The following is a 14,028-nucleotide window of genomic DNA, read 5'->3' as shown; positions in this document are numbered from 1 at the left end:
TCAGTTCGCCTTCACTTCGGACGGGGCGTCGGCGTTGTTCTCATGCTGCGCGGGCGTCTTTAGGATCGGAATTTCGGGGTGGATGCCGAATGCGGGATGCACGGTCGGCCCGGCCGCACGGATGCGGTCCTTGATGTGCGCCGGCATCGGGCCGTCCGCGGTCTGCGTCGCGTCGATGACGTAAGGCACGTTCACGCGCAGCGCCTTCTCCTCGGCCGCCGCGATCGCGGGGCCGGCATCGCCCACGTCGACCGCATCGAACAGGTGCAGCGACCAGCCGCTGCCGGTCCACCACGTCACGTCGCCCGATGCCAGGTCCTGGCCGGTCAGGATCTTCATGCGAACGCCTCCGCGGCTTGGGTTGCGATTTGGTGCAGCCGGTCCTGCGCGTCGGACAGCAGCACGACCTGACCCACCACGATGATCGCCGGGCTCATGATCCGCTCGCGCACCGTCATGTCGCCGAGGTCCGCCAGCAGCGTCCGCATCGCGCGCGACCCGGGCAGGGTGCCGCGTTCCAGCACCGCCACCGGCATGCCCGGCGACACGCCGTCCGCCATCAGCTTGTCCGCGATCGCGGTGGCGTTGGCGAGACCCATGTAGATCACCAGCGTGCGACCCTTGCCCGCCAGCCCGGCCCAGTTCTGGTCCGACAGCCCCTTGCACTGCCCCGCAACGAAGCTGACCGCCGACGACCAGTCGCGGTGCGTCAGCGGCAGCATCGCCTCCGCCGCGCAACCGAGCGCGGCCGACACGCCCGGCACGACATCGACGCGCAGGCCGGCGGCACGGACGGCCTCGACCTCCTCACCGCCGCGCCCGAACACGAACGGATCGCCGCCCTTCAGCCGCACGACGACGCTGCCGGCGCGGACATGCGCCACGATCAGCGCGTTAATCCCCTCCTGCGGCACCGTATGGCGGCTGCGCTGCTTGGCGACCGAGATACGTTGCGCCGATGCGGGCGCATGGTCGAGCACGCGGGGATCGATCAACCCGTCATGTACGACGACGTCGGCAGACCGCAGCGCCTCCACCGCGCGCAACGTCAGCAGGTCCGGATCGCCCGGGCCGGCCCCCACCAGGATGACGCGTCCGCGCGCCGCAGGATCGAGAAGATTTGCCATGACCGGCAGATGGGCCACCCGCGCCACCGCCACAATCTCCGATTGCTTGACGGGAGCAAAGCTGGGCTTCCGACCCCGCGGTCAGATGCGCTTTATCTCGCGCACCCTATATCGTCAGGAGGATCGAAGGATGCGGTGATGAAGAGGTTTTTGCTAAGCTGCGCCATGCTGGCCGCCATCGTGACGGCCCCCGTCGCCGCACGCGACCGCCAGACATTGGCCGAACGCGGGCAGGCGGAACTTGCCAAGGCCACCAAGGGCCTGGTCCGCGGCGAATCCGTCCGCTGCCTGCCGCTGTCGTCGGTCCAATCGACCCAGGTTATCACCGGTGTCGGCCTGCTCTACGACGTCGGCGGCGGCCGCAAATATCTCAACGTGCCGCAATCGGGTGCGAATTGGCTCGACTGGAACGTGATCCCCGTCTCGATCCTGTACGGCGGATCGGCCTGCCGGCTCGACGCGGTCCGCCTGATCGACCGCAACACGCGCATGCAGGGCGGTTTCGTGGTTCTGGACGATTTCGTGCCCTACACGCGACCGGACCGGGCGAAATAGGCGGGGAGGCGGGTCGGACCAAGTTCGAGGAATTCGTCACGACTCCAATCCCAACCCCGTTTGGTTCGAGCCTGTCGAGAACTCAGCGCTGAGTTCTCGACAGGCTCGAACCAAACGGGGTGGGGGACCGCTAAGGTGTTCTCAAGCCGGCTGAATGAAGCTGTCCAAGACCCGCTTCCGCCCCGACAGCTCGAAATCGATATCCAGCTTGTTCCCGTCGATCGTCGCCACCGCGCCATAGCCAAACTTGGTGTGGAACACCCGCATCCCCACCGCGATATCCGCCCGCGGTTTCGCCGCAAAACTCGTCGGCGACGTCCGCGCTTCCACCACCCGCGCCGGCCGCAGATCCACCCCGGTCGCGGCCGCCCGCTGCCAGCCCGGACCACGCCCCTCGCTGCGCCCCAGATGTGCGAACGGGTCCTGATGCTCGGACCATTGCGCGCGCCAGAGCGACTCGCCACCCGACATCGTCGTCTCCTGATCGACATGGTCGGCCGGCAGTTCGCCCACGAAGCGAGACGGGATCGACGACGTCCACTGCCCGTAGATCCGCCGGTTCGCCGCGTGGAATATGAAGCATTTCCGCCGCGCCCGCGTGATCGCCACATAGGCCAGCCGGCGCTCCTCCTCGACCGCCGCGGTCCCGCCTTCGTCCACCGCGCGCTGCGATGGGAACACGCCTTCCTCCCACCCGGCCAGGAACACCGTGTCGAACTCCAGACCCTTGGCGGCATGGATCGTCATGATCGTCACCTTCGCCTCGTCCGCTGCGGCGTCGTTGTCCATCACCAGGCTGACATGCTCCAGGAACGCGGACAGCGTCTCATATTCCTCCATCGCACGGGCCAGCTCGGTCAGGTTCTCCAGCCGCCCGGCCGCCTCCGCCGATCGATCCGCCTGCAGCATCGCGGTATAGCCGCTCTCGTCGAGCATCTGCCGCGCCAGCTCCGCATGGCCGAGCGACCCGAGCCGGTCCCGCCAGCGGGCGATATCGCCGACCAGATTGCCCAGCGACTTGCGCGCCGCCCCGGTCAGCTCGTCCGTGTCGAGCAGCCGCGCGGCCGCATAGGACAGCGGCAGCCCCTGCGCACGCGCCACCATGTGGATCTTGGCCACAGCCTTGTCGCCCAGGCCGCGCTTCGGCACGTTGACGATCCGTTCGAACGCCAGGTCATCCGCCGGCTGGCTGATCACGCGCAGATAGGCAAGCGCGTCGCGGATCTCGGCGCGTTCGTAGAAGCGGAAGCCGCCGACGATGCGGTACGGCATGCCGATCGCGATGAAGCGGTCTTCCAGCTCGCGCGTCTGGAACTGCGCACGGACCAGGATCGCGACCTGGTCGAGCGTGCCACCCCCGCGCTGATGCCCCTCGATCTCCTCGGCGATGCGGCGCGCCTCCTCCGGCCCGTCCCACACGCCGACGACCTTGACCGGATCGCCCTGCGCCTCCTGCGTCCACAATGTCTTGCCCAGCCGCCCGCCATTATGCGCGATCACGCCGGATGCGGCGGCCAGGATATGCGGCGTGGACCGGTAATTCTGTTCCAGCTTGATGATCGCCGCGCCCGGGAAATCCTTCTCGAACCGCAGGATGTTCTCCACCTGCGCGCCGCGCCAGGAATAGATCGACTGGTCGTCGTCCCCCACGCAGCACAGGTTGCGCCGCTCCTGCGCGATCAGCCGCAGCCAGAGATACTGGCTGCTGTTGGTGTCCTGATATTCGTCGACCAGCACATATTTGAAGCGCTGCTGATACAGTTCCAGAACGTCGCGATTCGTCTTCAGGATGACGAGCATGTGGAGCAGCAGGTCGCCGAAATCGCACGCGTTCACGCCCCGCAGCCGCGCCTGATAGGCGGCGTACAGCTCCGCCCCGCGCCCGTTGGCGAACGCCTCGGACTCCGCGGCGTCGATATCGGCCGGCACCCAGCCCTTGTTCTTCCAGCGGTCGATCAGCCCGGCGAGCATCCGCGGGGTCCAGCGCTTCTCGTCGATCTCGGCCGCCACGATCAGCTGTTTCAGCAGGCGCAGCTGGTCGTCGGTGTCGAGGATCGTGAAATTGCTCTGCAACCCGACGAGTTCGGCATGACGGCGCAGCATCTTGGCCGCGATCGAGTGGAACGTGCCGAGCCACGGCATGCCTTCCACAGCATCGCCCAGGATCCGCCCGATCCGCTCGCGCATCTCGCGCGCCGCCTTGTTGGTGAAGGTCACGGCCAGGATCTCCGACGGCCAGGCCCGCCGCGTCGCGACCAGATGCGCGAGTCTCGCGGTGAGGGCGGAGGTCTTGCCAGTCCCCGCACCGGCTAGCACGAGCACCGGGCCCTCGGTCGTCAACACCGCCTCCCGCTGCGGCGGGTTCAACCCGCGCAGATAGGCGGGATCGGCGGGCGAGGGGGAAAGCGGCTGGTTCACCCGCGAACAGGTAGGGAACGCGGGCCGCGGGGGCAAGTTTGTTGGGGTTGGTGCGAGACGGGCCGCAAACGCACGCGAAACAGAAAGCCCCTCTCCTTCAGGGGAGGGGTTGGGGTGGGGGCAACAGCACCACACCCACAACCTCACCGGCTTGAGGAGGTCAGCCCCACCCCAACCCCTCCCCTGAAGGAGAGGGGCTAAAGGCGTTCGCGGTCAGTCCTTGGCCTCGTCCTCAGCAACATCGTCTTCCTCGACTGCCTCAACCTTCGCAACAACCGCACCGTCATCACCCCCAACCCAGCGCAGCAAGGTCAGCTTGGCCTTCCCATGCACACGGTCCGTATCCTGCTCGAACCCCTTGGCCGCCACGACCTCCGCCTTGCCCGTCTCGACCGACACCAGCGCACCCGGCGCGAACCAGCCGAGCCGCGCCAGCCGTTCGAGCAACGCGCCGCCGCCGCCCGACAGATAGGGCGGGTCGATCAGCACCAGATCGTACCGCGGTCCGTAGAGCGGCCCGAGCGCCTCGACCCCCTGGCCGCGGATATCGGTCGTGCCCGGCGCGGCGAGCTTGGCGACATTGACCTTCAGCACGTCGAGCGCCTGCCGCTCGCGCTCTACGAACGTCGCATAGGCCGCCCCGCGCGACAGCGCCTCCAGCCCCAGCGCACCGGTCCCGGCGAACAGGTCGAGCACGCGCACGCCCTCGAAACTGCCGAACCGGCTGGCAAGCATCGAGAACAGCGCCTCGCGCGTCCGGTCCGACGTCGGCCGCGTGTCGTCCCCCTTGGGCGATACGATGGAACGGCCGCGCCAGCTGCCGGCGATGATGCGCATGGGTGTGATATCCGATGATGAATGCAACGAGGTGCGTCACGACACCCCCTAAACCGTTCGGTTCGAGCCTGTCGAGAACAGCGCGATCACAAAACCCCACCCGGTTCGGTTCGAGCTTGTCAAGAACGTTGTGCATAGTTCTCGACAAGCTCGAACCAAACGGGGTTAGGGGTGGTCGAAGCGAAGGCTAGTCCTTCAACGTCTTCCTAAACGCGACGAGATCATGCTGCTTGATCTCGTCCACATACCCCGCCGGCAGGTCATCCAGCGGAAACGGTCCATAGCTCGTCCGGATCAGCCGGCTGACTTGCAGCCCCAGAAACTCCAGCACGCGCCGGACCTCGCGGTTCTTGCCCTCGCGCAGGCGCATCTCGACCCAGCCGTTGCGGCCGGTGCGGCGTTCCAGGTTCGCGTCGATCGAACCGTAGCGGATGCCCTCGATCTCGATCCCGTGGATCAGCTCCTCGAGCTGCTTCTGGCTGATGTCGCCGAACACGCGGGCGCGGTACGTTCGCTCGACACCCGTTGCGGGCAGTTCCAGCTGGCGCTTCAGCCCACCGTCGGTGGTCATCAGCAACAGCCCCTCGGTATTGAGATCGAGCCGCCCGACCGGCACCAGCCGCGGCAGCCCCTCGGGCAGCTTGTCGTAGATCGTCGGCCGCCCCTTGGGGTCGCGCTCGGCGGTTAGCAGGCCGGCGGGCTTGTGATAGCGGAACAGCCGGGTGGGCGCGGGCGCGTTCACCTGCTTGCCGTCCACCGTCACACCGTGGAGCGAGGTCAGGATCGTCGCGGGCGTCTCGATCGCCACGCCGTCGATCGCGATGCGCCGTTCGTCGATCATTCGCTCGATCTCGCGCCGCGATGCCACGCCGGCACGCGCCAGCAGTTTCGCGATGCGTTGCGGGTCGCCGGCCTGCTTCTTCAACGCGCGATCGGGTTCGCGCGCGGGCTTGGGCGGGGGCGGCGCGGAGGGGGTTGCGGTGGGCGGAACGGGTGCCGCGGGGCCGGGGCGGCGGGGAGTACGCAAGGGTCAGGTCGTCCGATCTGGAAACGGGTATAAAAGCCGGAAATAAACCGGAACCGAAACATCCGCCAGACCGTCTGATCAACTTACGGCGGGACTCGTGTGGGGGCGTAACGGTCAAATGCTTTTCGGCAAGCGCAAACGCTCGATTCAGCGAATCCTCATCGTCGAGGACGAGCCGCTCGTCGCGTTCGACAACGAACTGTTCCTGCGCGACGCCGGGTTCGACATCGTCGCGACGGTGGACCGCGTGGAAGAAGCACTGGGCTATATCGACGGCGAGGAACTGCACCTCGTGCTGGCCGACATCAGCCTGTCGGACGGCAGCGGGCTGGACGTCGCGCGCGCGGCGCGCGAACGCAAGATCCCGCTGCTGTTCGTGACCGGGCAATGCCCGCCCGAGGCACGCGGCCTTGCGCTCGGCGTGCTCAACAAGCCCTACAACCCGCGCGAACTGGTCGCCGCGATCGATGCCGTCGATGCCAAGATCGCCGGTCGCACAGTCAAGCGCCCGCCGCCGGGACTCGACCTGTTCTAGGACGGGTCGACATTCACCCGATGAATCCCGGTTCCCCCGCGTAGGCGGGGGACCAGCGCCAAGCGCGCTGCCGTTCAAGGCCTCGGACCCGCGGCCTACGCGGGGGAGAACGGCGGATGTCACGTTCGCGGCTGGGCGATGCACGTCGAGCCTTTTAGCCTATAGGCAGGCCCCGTACCGCCGCGGTTGCCGACGGTACGGGCGTGTCGTGACTTGCGCTGGATGCTCCATGCGCACCGAATCTGGTCGCCGCGGCAACTGAAATTCCAGTAGCCGATCGGAGCCGCGTCGTTATGGTCGCCTGATGACAGTGACCCCCCGCTTCGAAGGCCCGCTGGCCGCGATCCGTCCTTATCTTGAGGCCGGGCCAGTCGCGGCCTTTTTCCTGGGCATGTCGTCGGGTTTCCCCTTCGCGATGATCGGCGCGACGCTCACCACGCGGCTGGCGCAGGACGGGATCGACAAGAAAAGCGTGACCGCGTTCACGCTGGCCTTTCTCGTCTACAATCTGAAGCCGCTGTGGGCTTGGGCTGTCGACGGAGTCCGGTTGCCCGTCATCGGCCGATTGGGACAGCGGGTTTCGTGGATGCTGCTGGCCGGCGTGCTCGTGATCGCCGCCGTCCTCAACCTCGCGATCGTCGATCCGTCCGCCAGCCTGATCGCCACGGCGCAGGCTGCGGTCCTGCTGGGGCTGGCCGGTGCGACGTTCGACATCGTGATCGACGCGTACCGGATCGAACTCCTCAAACCGCGCCAGTTGGGCGTCGGCGCGGGCATGTCGCAATATGGTTGGCGGATCGGGTCGGTGGCGGCCGGCGCGCTGGCGCTGGTGCTGGCCGCGCGGGTCGGTTGGCAGGTCGCCTACATGGCCTGCGCCGTGTTCGCCTTGCCCGCGATGATCGTCGCGCTGACGATGGGCGAGCCGGAACGCCACCGCGAACCGGTGGGCCGGCGCGGTCTCGCGGAAATCGCCCGATCGATCTGGGGGCCGTTCGCGGAGTTTCTGCAGAGGCCTGGCGCCACGCTGGTGCTGCTGTTCATCCTGATCCACAAGGTCGGCGATACGCTCGCCAACCTGACATTCCGGCTGCTGTTCGAGGATCTTGGATACACCAACGACGAGGTCGCCATCTACGATGTCGGCTTCGGTTTCTGGGCCTATCTGGTCGGCATCTTCATCGGGGGGATCCTGTACGCCCGGTTGGGGCTGAAACGGTCCGTGCTGCTCAGCCTGGTGTTGATGGCGGTGTCGAACCTGTCCTTTGCGGGTCTTGCCGCGTCCGGGCACAGCAATTGGGCGATGGCCGGCGCGATCGGTTTCGAGAATATCGCGAGCGGGATCGGCGGGGTCACGGTCATTGCCTACTTCTCAGCGCTGTGCGACCTGCGCTTCACGGCTGCGCAATATGCGCTGATTTCCGCGGCGGCGAGCATCGTCGGGCGGCTGGCGACCGGCACGACCGCCGGGGGGCTGATCGAACGGTTCGGCTATGTCGACTTCTACGTGCTGACGACCGCGCTGGCGCTGCCCGGCGTGGTGCTGTTCTGGGTGATGATCCGGGCGGGGCTGGTCGACGCCTCGATCGGCAGTGCCGGCGCCGAAGGCGGGGATCCAGCCTGACCGGATGCGGACCGGGTCTCATCAAACGCCCAACGGATGCCCCAGGTCACAAAACGACTCCGCCAAAGCCCGCGCCGTCTCGCCCGCCACATGGCAGTGCCGCACCCCGATATGCCGCGCCAGCCGGTCATGCCCCGCACGCGGATCGCCGCCCGCCTCGGCGATCGCGGTCAGCAGGCCATGCTCGTCCGCCGTCGTGCGCGGGCAGCAGCAGGGCGCCACCATCAGCGACCGTGCCGACACGCGCGACACCTCCGCCATCATCGCGCGCAGCAGCACCAGCGGCCGGCGGAAACCGTGCCCGAAATGGGTCAGCATCGCGTTGGCGGCATAGGCATCGTCGATCCCGCCCTGCGCCATCCGCCGGATCGCGAACAGCAGCAGCCGGTCCGCCGACGCCGCGGGCATCGCGTGCGGCAGCATCTTGGTGGCTTCGGAAATCTCACTGCGGGGGCCGGGCATGTCGCTGCACTCCATCAACGTCAGGAGCACAACTAAGCATCGTCGCTATTGCAAGTCAATCGCATTAGCAGAGTCGGCGAGGCGATGTCAGTCGGGCGGTGTTCCGTTCGCGGCGAGCACGGTGCCGGCCAGATAGAGCGAGCCGAGCACCACGACATGCGGCGGCAGGGCCGGATCAGCCTCCGCGATCACGCGTGCAAAAGCCGCCGCGATATCGGGCTCCGCATCCGCCCGCACGCCGAGTCCCCGCACCGCGTGCGCCAACACGACCGGATCATGCGTCGCATGGCCCGGCACCGGCACTGCGATCAGTCGGTCTGTCGCCTCCGCCAGCGGACCGAGCACGCCGGTCGCGTCCTTGTTCGCAAGCAACCCGACGATTACCACCAGCGGCCGACCGTCCCAGCGCAGCGCGTGCAGATGTGGCGCGATCGCCATCGCCGCCGCGGGATTATGTGCCCCGTCGATATGCAGGTCCGAACCCGTGGGCAGCCGATCGAACAGCATGCCCCGATCGATCCGCTGCATCCGCGCCGGCCATTTGGCACGCGGCCCGGCCGCGACGAGCGCCGCGTCGGGCACCGCGATCCGCCGCTGATGCCGTAGCATCGCCACCGCCAGCGCCAGATTGCCCGCCTGATGCGCCCCGTCGAGCGCGGGCGGCTCCAGCAGCAACGTGCCATGCGCATCGATATAGCGGACGCCATCCGCCTCCGCCGCGAACGACCACTCGTCACCCGCGCGCAACAAATTCGCCCCGGCCGACCGAGCCGCCCCGGCCACACGCTCCGCAGGTCCAGCCGCATAGGCCATCGTCACCAGCGGTACGCCGACGCGTGCGATCCCGGCCTTTTCCGCCGCGATATCCTCGATCCGGTCGCCCAGGAACGCCTGGTGATCCACCCCCAACTGCGCGATCCCGCACGCCGCGGGGGCCGCCAGCACGTTGGTCGCATCGAGCCGCCCGCCGAGCCCGACCTCGACGATGCACGCATCCGCCGGCACCCGCGCGAACGCCAGAAACGCCGCCGCCGTCGTCACCTCGAAGAAGCTCGGCGAAATATCGCCAGCGCTATCGAGCACCTCCGCCAGCAACGCGGCGAGCAACGCATCGTCGATCAGCGTCCCCGCCAGCCGGATCCGCTCGTTGAACCGCACCAGATGCGGGCTCGTATAAACATGCGCGCTCAGCCCCGCGCCCTCGATCGCCGCGCGCAGGAACGCGCAGGTCGACCCCTTGCCGTTCGTGCCCGCGACATGCAGCACCGGCGGCATCCTGAGCTGCGGATTGCCCAGCCGCGCGAGCAACGCGGAGATCCGCTCCAGCCCGAGGATGTCCGCCCCGGGCGACAGCGACGCCAACCGATCGAGCTGCGCCTGAACCGCAGGGTCGGACGAGATTGCGTGATCGGCCATCGGTTTCGCTCCGGAAACGCGTCGGTTCCCCGGCGCAGGCCGGGGCCTAGGTGAAACGCTCGTCCCTAGGCCCCGGCCTGCGCCGGGGAACGATATGCTGCTTAAAGGAAACGCGTCCTAAGCCGCCTCATCCACGCAAAGATACCCGATCAGCCGCGCCAGTTCCTCGCGCAGCTTGTGGCGGTGGACCACCATGTCGAGCATCCCGTGATCGAGCAGATATTCCGCGCGCTGGAACCCCTCGGGCAGCTTCTCGCGGATCGTCGACTCGATCACGCGCTGCCCCGCGAAGCCGATCAGCGCGCCCGGTTCAGCCAGCTGCACGTCGCCCAGCATCGCATAGGACGCCGTTACGCCACCCGTCGTCGGATCGGTCATCACCACGATATAGGGCAGCCCCGCCTCGTGCAGCATCGCGATCGCGACGGTCGTCTTGGGCATCTGCATCAGCGACAGGATGCCCTCCTGCATCCGCGCGCCGCCGGCCGCGGTGAAGATGACATAGGGGCAGCGGTCCTTGATCGCCGCCTCGACGCCCGCCAGGAACGCGGCGCCGACTCCGAGCCCCATCGATCCGCCCATGAACGCGAAATCCTGCACGCCGACGACCGCACGGCGGCCCTCGATCGTGCCGCGCGCGTTCATCAGCGCGTCGGTTTCGCCCGTCGCGGTGCGGGCGGCGCGGATCCGGTCGACATAGCGCTTGGTATCGCGGAACTTCAGCGGATCCTCGCGCACCGTCGGGATCGGCAGCGGCGTGTAGAGCCCGCCGTCGAAGAGCGCGTCGAACCGCTCGTCCGGCCCGATGCGGCCATGATGGTCGCATTTCGGGCAGACCGACTGGTTCTCCTCGAACTCCTTCTTGAACACCATCTGCCCGCAGGACGGGCATTTGTGCCAAAGCTCTTCGTCCGTCTCGCGCTTGGCGACGAACGGCAGCGACTGGCGGACGCGGTCGATCCAGCTCATGCGATGGCCTCCTGACGGGCGGTTCGGACCGCGGCGGACAGCCCGCCGACATAGTCCATGATCGCGGCGGCCGGGTCGTTTCCGCCGGCATAGGCCGCGGCGATGACCTCGACGATCGCGGAACCGACCACGACGCCGTCGGCGGTCCGCGCGATCGCGGCGGCCTGTTCCGGTGTGCGGACGCCGAACCCGACCGCGACGGGCAGGTCGGTCGCCGCCTTCAACCGCGCGACCGCGGCGTCGATCGATGCGGACGCCGCCTGCTGCTTGCCGGTGATGCCGGCGACCGAGACATAATAGAGAAAGCCCGACGCGTTCGCGAGCACCGCAGGCAGCCGCGCATCATCGGTGGTCGGCGTCGCCAGCCGGACCAGATCGATCCCGGCGGCCCGCAACGGCAGGCCGAGCGCGGCATCCTCCTCCGGCGGCACGTCGACGCAAATCACGCCGTCCACCCCGACATCGCGGCACCGGTCGGCGAACCATTCCGGCCCGCGCCGCACCATCGGATTGGCATAGCCCATCAGCACCAGCGGCACGTCCGGATGCCGCGCGCGGAACCCGCGCACGATCTCGAACAGCGCGGCGGTGGTCGTGCGGCTCCCCAGCGCGCGCAGGTTGGCGAGCTGGATCGCGGGGCCGTCCGCCATCGGATCGGTGAACGGCATGCCGAGTTCGATCACGTCCGCACCCGCGGCGACGAGCGCGTCGAGGATCGCCGGAGTCGCGGCCGGGGCAGGGTCCCCGCCCGTGACGAAGCACACGAGTGCGGCCCGGTTCTGCGCGGCGCAGGCGGCGAAGGTGGTGGCGAGGCGGGTCATGCTCTTCCCCCCTCCCTTTCAAGGGAGGGGGAGCAGGCGAGCGCCGTCATATCTTCACCCCCAGCGCGTCGGCGACGGTGAAGATATCCTTGTCCCCACGCCCGCACAGGTTGGCGATGATGATCTGGTCCCGCGGCATCGTCCGCGCATGCCGCACCACGGCGGACAACGCGTGTGCAGGTTCCAGCGCAGGAATGATCCCCTCCGTCCGGCATAGGAACTGGAACGCGTCCAACGCCTCGCGGTCGGTGCAGCTTTCATACTGCACGCGCCCGGTCTCGTGCAGCCAGCTGTGCTCCGGCCCGATCCCCGGATAGTCGAGACCCGCCGAGATCGAATGACCCTCGGTGATCTGCCCATCCTCGTCCTGCAGCAGATAGGTCCGGTTGCCGTGCAGCACGCCCGGCTCGCCACCCGCCAGCGACGCGGCATGTTCGACGGTGTCGAGCCCGTGGCCCGCCGCTTCGATCCCGACCATCCGCACGTCGGCATCGTCCAGGAACGGATGGAACAGCCCTATCGCGTTCGACCCGCCACCGATCGCCGCGACCAGCAGGTCGGGCAGGCGACCCTCGGCCTCCATGATCTGCTCCCGCGCCTCGCGGCCGATCACCGACTGGAAATCGCGAACCAGCTCCGGGTAGGGGTGGGGCCCGGCCGCGGTGCCGATGATGTAGAATGTGTCCTCGACATTGGCGACCCAGTCGCGCAGCGCCTCGTTCATCGCATCCTTCAGCGTCTGCGCGCCCGCCGTCACCGGCACGATCTCCGCACCGAGCAGCTTCATCCGGAACACATTCGGCTGCTGCCGCACCGTATCGCGCGCACCCATGTAGATGGTGCAGGGCAGGCCGAACCGCGCCGCCACTGTGGCGGTGGCGACGCCGTGCTGGCCCGCGCCCGTTTCCGCGATGATCCGCGTCTTGCCCATCCGCTTGGCCAGCAGGATCTGGCCGATGCAGTTGTTGATCTTGTGCGCGCCGGTATGGTTCAGCTCGTCGCGCTTCAGATAGACTTTCGCGCCCATCCCCTCGGGCGCGTCCGCACGCACCGCCTCGGTGAAGCGCTCCGCATAATAAAGCGGGCTGGGCCGGCCGACATAATGTTTCAGCAGCCAGTCGAGTTCGGTCTGGAACGCCGGATCGGCCTGCGCGGCGCGATATTCGCGTTCCAGGTCGAGGATCAGCGGCATCAGGGTTTCGGCGACGTAGCGTCCGCCGAACTGGCCGAAATGGCCGTCTGGCGATGGCTGCGCACGGTAGCTGTTCTGTATGGTCATGACCGGGCGACCGATTGCAGGAAGGCAGCGATCTTGTCCACATCCTTGACGCCCGGGGACAATTCGACCCCCGACGAAACGTCGAGCAACGTCGCCCCGGTCACCTGCACGGCCTCGCCGACCGACGCGTCATCGAGCCCGCCGGACAGCGCCCACGGCAGCGGGTGGACGTGCCCCTGCAACAGCCGCCAGTCGAACCGCAGCCCGAGTCCGCCGGGCAGGTCCGCCCCGCGAGGAGGCTTGGCGTCATACAGAATCAGGTCGGCCGCCCCGCGATACTTGGCCGCCGCGCCTAGATCCTCCCGCGTCCGCACCGCGACCGCGCGCCAGACGGGCAGGGCGTAGCGTGCCCGCACCGCCGCCACGCGCTCCGGCGTCTCGCCGCCGTGCAGCTGGATCGTGTCGACTCCGGCCGCGACGGCGCGAGTCAGCAGCGCATCGTCCGGATCGACGAACACGCCGACCTTGCCGACACGCGCCGGCGTCCGGGCGATCAGCGCCGCGGCGCGGTCCGGATCGATATCGCGCGGGCTGCGCGGGAAGAACACGAACCCGACATGCGACGCACCATGCGCGATGGCGGCATCCAGGCTGGCCTCGGTGGTGAGGCCGCAAATCTTGGCTGTAGGCATGGGCCGCAGGTAGGGAATGTCGGCCCACTTTGTCAGCCCTTGTGTGCGAATGATGATGGAGTATCGGCCCGGAAAGACTTGACGGACACGCCGCCGCTTCATAGGAGCGACCACCGGAAACGGCCCCTTCGTCTAGCGGTTAGGACGACGCCCTCTCACGGCGTAAGCACGAGTTCGATTCTCGTAGGGGTCACCACGGTTTTTCAAGCACTTAGCGCGCCGCATCTGGTCGGCATTGCCGAACTTCGGTAACGGATCGGAACTATCCGCCTCCGTGTGTCGCTGACCCGATCCAAACGCCGTTCACTGCGCCGCTCTCCTGTCATCGG

The 14,028-nt window shown here is 67.9% G+C and carries 14 protein-coding genes and 1 tRNA gene; 4 read left to right on the top strand and 11 right to left on the bottom strand.

Going from position 1 to position 14,028, the window contains the following annotated elements; translation table 11 throughout:
* Both ACFSGX_RS08000 and cobA read right to left on the bottom strand, forming a co-directional pair.
* Window positions 1–339 carry a DUF2849 domain-containing protein gene (locus ACFSGX_RS08000; RefSeq protein WP_157177209.1) on the bottom strand — a complete coding sequence of 113 codons (339 nt, stop codon included), beginning with the start codon at window positions 337–339 and terminating at the stop codon, window positions 1–3.
* Entirely contained in the window at window positions 336–1,127 is a 792-nt protein-coding gene (gene cobA / locus ACFSGX_RS07995) for a uroporphyrinogen-III C-methyltransferase (protein WP_380928917.1), read from the bottom strand. The genes ACFSGX_RS08000 and cobA overlap by 4 nt, the downstream gene beginning before the upstream one ends.
* 138 nt (window positions 1,128–1,265) lie before the next feature.
* Between cobA and ACFSGX_RS07990 the strand changes: the two genes are divergently transcribed.
* Window positions 1,266–1,682, top strand: coding sequence for a hypothetical protein (locus tag ACFSGX_RS07990; RefSeq protein WP_380928916.1), 417 nt, complete (start codon window positions 1,266–1,268; stop codon window positions 1,680–1,682).
* Between the two features lie 141 nt (window positions 1,683–1,823).
* Here the strand turns inward: ACFSGX_RS07990 and ACFSGX_RS07985 are convergent, their stop codons facing one another.
* The 3 genes from ACFSGX_RS07985 to ACFSGX_RS07975 all read right to left on the bottom strand — a co-directional run bounded on the left by ACFSGX_RS07985 (window position 1,824) and on the right by ACFSGX_RS07975 (window position 5,964).
* Window positions 1,824–4,100 (bottom strand): ATP-dependent helicase, encoded by a 2,277-nt coding sequence (locus ACFSGX_RS07985; protein WP_380928914.1) that lies wholly within the window; start codon window positions 4,098–4,100, stop codon window positions 1,824–1,826.
* A 213-nt stretch (window positions 4,101–4,313) separates the two neighbouring features.
* A complete protein-coding gene (gene rsmD, locus ACFSGX_RS07980; protein WP_380928912.1) occupies window positions 4,314–4,937 on the bottom strand; it encodes a 16S rRNA (guanine(966)-N(2))-methyltransferase RsmD in 624 nt (207 codons plus the stop codon).
* 187 nt (window positions 4,938–5,124) lie between these two features.
* The gene (locus ACFSGX_RS07975; protein ID WP_380928910.1) at window positions 5,125–5,964 is read right to left on the bottom strand and encodes a pseudouridine synthase; all 840 of its coding nucleotides are present in this window, start codon (window positions 5,962–5,964) and stop codon (window positions 5,125–5,127) included.
* 118 nt (window positions 5,965–6,082) lie between these two features.
* Between ACFSGX_RS07975 and ACFSGX_RS07970 the strand changes: the two genes are divergently transcribed.
* Both ACFSGX_RS07970 and ACFSGX_RS07965 read left to right on the top strand, forming a co-directional pair.
* Window positions 6,083–6,499: a response regulator gene (locus ACFSGX_RS07970; RefSeq protein WP_380928908.1), complete on the top strand. Its 417-nt coding sequence runs from the start codon at window positions 6,083–6,085 to the stop codon at window positions 6,497–6,499.
* Between the two features lie 304 nt (window positions 6,500–6,803).
* Complete coding sequence (locus ACFSGX_RS07965) at window positions 6,804–8,120, top strand: AmpG family muropeptide MFS transporter (protein WP_380928907.1); 1,317 nt, start codon at window positions 6,804–6,806, stop codon at window positions 8,118–8,120.
* 21 nt (window positions 8,121–8,141) lie between these two features.
* On the opposite strand, the gene ACFSGX_RS07960 is transcribed toward ACFSGX_RS07965, so the two are convergent.
* The 6 genes from ACFSGX_RS07960 to ACFSGX_RS07935 form a co-directional block, all read right to left on the bottom strand.
* Window positions 8,142–8,582, bottom strand: coding sequence for a DUF6628 family protein (locus ACFSGX_RS07960; RefSeq protein ID WP_380928905.1), 441 nt, complete (start codon window positions 8,580–8,582; stop codon window positions 8,142–8,144).
* Window positions 8,583–8,669: 87 nt separating this feature from the next.
* Window positions 8,670–9,998 (bottom strand): bifunctional folylpolyglutamate synthase/dihydrofolate synthase, encoded by a 1,329-nt coding sequence (locus ACFSGX_RS07955; protein WP_380928903.1) that lies wholly within the window; start codon window positions 9,996–9,998, stop codon window positions 8,670–8,672.
* A gap of 117 nt (window positions 9,999–10,115) precedes the next feature.
* On the bottom strand, window positions 10,116–10,967 hold the full coding sequence (gene accD, locus ACFSGX_RS07950; protein WP_380928901.1) for an acetyl-CoA carboxylase, carboxyltransferase subunit beta: 852 nt from the start codon (window positions 10,965–10,967) through the stop codon (window positions 10,116–10,118).
* Complete coding sequence (gene trpA / locus ACFSGX_RS07945; protein WP_380928899.1) at window positions 10,964–11,788, bottom strand: tryptophan synthase subunit alpha; 825 nt, start codon at window positions 11,786–11,788, stop codon at window positions 10,964–10,966. The genes accD and trpA overlap by 4 nt, the downstream gene beginning before the upstream one ends.
* Before the next feature lie 46 nt (window positions 11,789–11,834).
* Complete coding sequence (gene trpB, locus ACFSGX_RS07940) at window positions 11,835–13,067, bottom strand: tryptophan synthase subunit beta (RefSeq protein WP_157177200.1); 1,233 nt, start codon at window positions 13,065–13,067, stop codon at window positions 11,835–11,837.
* Window positions 13,064–13,699: a phosphoribosylanthranilate isomerase gene (locus ACFSGX_RS07935; RefSeq protein WP_380928897.1), complete on the bottom strand. Its 636-nt coding sequence runs from the start codon at window positions 13,697–13,699 to the stop codon at window positions 13,064–13,066. Before ACFSGX_RS07935 ends, trpB begins: the two co-directional genes overlap by 4 nt.
* Before the next feature lie 121 nt (window positions 13,700–13,820).
* Between ACFSGX_RS07935 and ACFSGX_RS07930 the strand changes: the two genes are divergently transcribed.
* Window positions 13,821–13,895: transfer RNA gene (locus ACFSGX_RS07930), tRNA-Glu, on the top strand.
* Window positions 13,896–14,028 lie beyond the last annotated feature (133 nt).

Origin of the sequence: Sphingomonas arantia (assembly GCF_042682045.1) — a bacterium.
Lineage (GTDB): Bacteria > Pseudomonadota > Alphaproteobacteria > Sphingomonadales > Sphingomonadaceae > Sphingomonas_R > Sphingomonas_R arantia.
Note: the sequence above shows the minus strand (reverse complement) of the source record. Positions and strands in the feature narration are given on the sequence as shown.